We start from the raw sequence: 2,843 nt of genomic DNA, 5'->3' as shown, positions 1-2,843 counted from the left end.
GCTGCGCCTCGTGCAGGCTCATCGGCCCGTAGATCTCGGAGCCGTCCTCGAAGAGCCGGACCTGGTCGACCCCGCCCTCCCTCAGCTCCCGCCACACCTCACCGATCCACGACTCCGCGTCGCCCTGGGTGGTGAACTCCTCGGGCTCCACGGCCGGGTCGGTCTCCGTGCCGTCGGACTTCTCGAACCGCCACGTCCACGCCATCTGACGCCTCCTGAAGATCACCGGCAGTGTTCTGCGCAGCGTACTCGCCGTGTCGGCCGCGCGGGACGGGACCGGCGATCTCCCGGGTGCCGCCGTCCCCCTCGGGCACCCCTCCCCGCGACGGCCGCCGCAGGACGCGAGACGATCGAGGCGTGGAACTGACTCTGCTCGGCACCGGCGCGGTGGCCGGCCTCCCCCGCCCCGGCTGCCCGTGCGCGGCCTGCGCGCTGGCCACCGGTGGCGACGCCCGCGCGGCGACGGCCGTCCTGGTCGACGGCACCCTCCTGATCGACCTCACGCCCGGCGTCGCGCTCGCCGCGGCCCGGGCGGGCCACTCGCTCCACGGCGTCGGCCAGGTGCTGCTCTCCCACCCGCAGGACGGTCCGCCGCTGGAGGTGCCCGACGGACTGCCGGCCCCGATCCGGGTACCCGACGGCCAGGAGCTCTCGCTGCTGTCCGGCCACCGGGTCCGCGCGGTGGCCCTGGACTCGCCCGGAACCGGGTACGACGTCACCGCCCCGGACGGCCGCCGCCTGCTCTACCTGCCGCCCGGCGGCGCGCCCGCCGGGCTGCCCGCCGCCGACGACCCGCACCGGCCGTTCGGCGCCGACCCCGCCCGCGCGGGCGGCGGCTACGACGTGGTGCTGCTCGACGTGGTGGGCCGCCCGGACGCCCTCGCCCGGCTGCGCGCGGCCGGCACGGTGGGCGCGACCACCGACGTCGTCGCCGTCCACCTGGACCACCACGCGCCGACCGGTGCCGAGCTGCGGCGGCGGCTGGCCGCGCAGGGCGCCCGCGTCGAGGCGGACGGCACCACCCTCACCGCCGGCGACCTGCACAACGTGCCGGACATCCCCCGCCGGACGCTGGTGCTCGGCGGTGCCCGCTCGGGCAAGTCGGCGGAGGCCGAGCGGCGGCTGGCCGCCTTCCCCGAGGTGCTGTACGTGGCGACCGCCGGCCGCCGGGACGGCGACGACGAGTGGGACGCCCGGATCCGGCTGCACCGGGACCGCCGCCCGGCCGGCTGGCAGACGGTGGAGACCTGCGACCTCGCACCGCTGCTCGCCGACGCCGACGGCCCGCCGCTGCTGGTGGACTGCCTGGCGCTGTGGTTGACCGACGCCATGGACGCGGTGGACGCCTGGTCGGACGAGGCCTGGCACAACGGCGGCCGCCGGGAGCTGGAGCGGCGGGTGCGGGAGCTGGTGGAGGCGGTGCGGGCCACCGACCGCACGCTGGTCGCGGTCAGCAACGAGGTCGGCTCCGGCGTGGTGCCGGCCACCGCCGCCGGGCGTCGCTTCCGGGACGAACTGGGCCGGCTCAACGCGGCGTTCGCCGCCGAGTGCGAGGAGGTCCTCCTGGTCGTGGCCGGCCTCCCCGTCCCCCTGCGGGGCTGACGCCCGCCCCGGCGGTGAGGGGAGGTTCCCCGCGCGAGCGCCCGGTAACCTCCCCGTATGAGTGATGACCGGTTGGACCTGGACGACTTCGGCGACCTCATCGAGCGCTCCGACGGCGACGTCCGTCGGGCCGCCGAGGAGCGCCGGGCCCGCCTCGGACCCCCCGCCGGTGCGCTGGGCCGACTGGACGAGCTGGCCGAGTGGCTGACCGCCGCCCAGGGCGCGGTCCCGGTCCGTCCGGTCGAGGCGCCGAGGCTGGTGGTGTTCGCCGGCGACCACGGAGTGGCGGAGCTGGGCGTGTCGGCCCGCCCGGCCGGTACGGCGACCACACTCGCGCGGGCCTTCCTCGCCGGTGAGAGCCCGGGCGCGGTGCTGGCCCGGCAGGCGGGGGTGCCGACGCGGCTGGTCGACATGTCGCTGGACTGCGAGCCCGGGGAGCTGCCGGCGGCGGTGAGCGCGCACCGGGTGCGCCGCTCCAGCGGCCGGGTGGACGTCACCGACGCGCTGACCCGGGCGGAGGCCGAGGCCGCGCTGCGGGCCGGTATCGCGCTCGCCGACGAGGAGGCCGACTCCGGCACCGACCTGGTCGTGCTCGGCGACCTCAGCGTCGGCGGCACCACCGCCGCCGGCATCCTCATCGCCGCGCTGTGCGGCACCGACGCGTCCGTGGTGACCGGTCGCGGAGGCGGCGGCATCGACGACCTGGCGTGGATGCGCAAGTGCGCGGCGATCCGCGACGGGCTGCGCCGGGCCCGGCCGGTCACCGGCGACCCGGTGAGCCTGCTGGCCGCCGTCGGCGGCGCCGACCTGGCCGCGATGACCGGCTTCCTGCTGCAGTGCGCCGCGCGCCGCACCCCGGTGATCCTGGACGGCGTCGTCTCGGCCGCCTGCGCGCTGGTCGCGCAGCGGGCCGCGTTCCGCGCGCCGGACTGGTGGCTGGCGGGCCAGGGCTCCGGCGAGCCCGGCCAGACGAAGGCGCTGGACCGGCTCGGACTCGACCCGCTGCTCAGCCACGGGGTCGCCGTCGGCGAGGGCTGCGGGGCGCTGCTGGCGCTGCCGCTGGTGCGCGGCGCGGCGGCGCTGGCCGCCGAACTCCCCGAGCGGAAGGCGGAGTCGAGCCCCGCGTCGGCGGAGCACGACCTGCTCGACGCCACCTGACGGCCCCGCCCACCAGCCCCCGCGAGGTTCCCGTGCCGGACGACAGCCGTCCCCTCTCCGTCGCCGACGGTCCGCGCTTCGCC

3 protein-coding genes are annotated in these 2,843 nt (G+C 77.9%); 2 read left to right on the top strand and 1 reads right to left on the bottom strand.

The features are described from left to right. Positions 1-205 (bottom strand): hypothetical protein (locus GL263_RS24500; RefSeq protein ID WP_182857925.1); only part of this gene is annotated, 205 nt, incomplete at its 3' end. A 152-nt stretch (positions 206-357) separates the two neighbouring features. On the opposite strand from GL263_RS24500, the gene cobU reads away from it, so the two are divergent. Together cobU and cobT are read left to right on the top strand one after the other, a co-directional pair. Then, on the top strand, positions 358-1,602 hold the full coding sequence (gene cobU, locus GL263_RS24495; RefSeq protein ID WP_182857924.1) for a bifunctional adenosylcobinamide kinase/adenosylcobinamide-phosphate guanylyltransferase: 1,245 nt from the start codon (positions 358-360) through the stop codon (positions 1,600-1,602). Between the two features lie 57 nt (positions 1,603-1,659). Next, on the top strand, positions 1,660-2,760 hold the full coding sequence (gene cobT, locus GL263_RS24490) for a nicotinate-nucleotide--dimethylbenzimidazole phosphoribosyltransferase (protein WP_182857923.1): 1,101 nt from the start codon (positions 1,660-1,662) through the stop codon (positions 2,758-2,760). The last annotated feature ends 83 nt before the right edge of the window (positions 2,761-2,843 follow it).

Source organism: Streptomyces durbertensis (assembly GCF_014156695.1).
Taxonomy (GTDB): Bacteria; Actinomycetota; Actinomycetes; order Streptomycetales; family Streptomycetaceae; genus Streptomyces; species Streptomyces durbertensis.
This window is presented reverse-complemented; position numbering and strand designations above follow the sequence as displayed.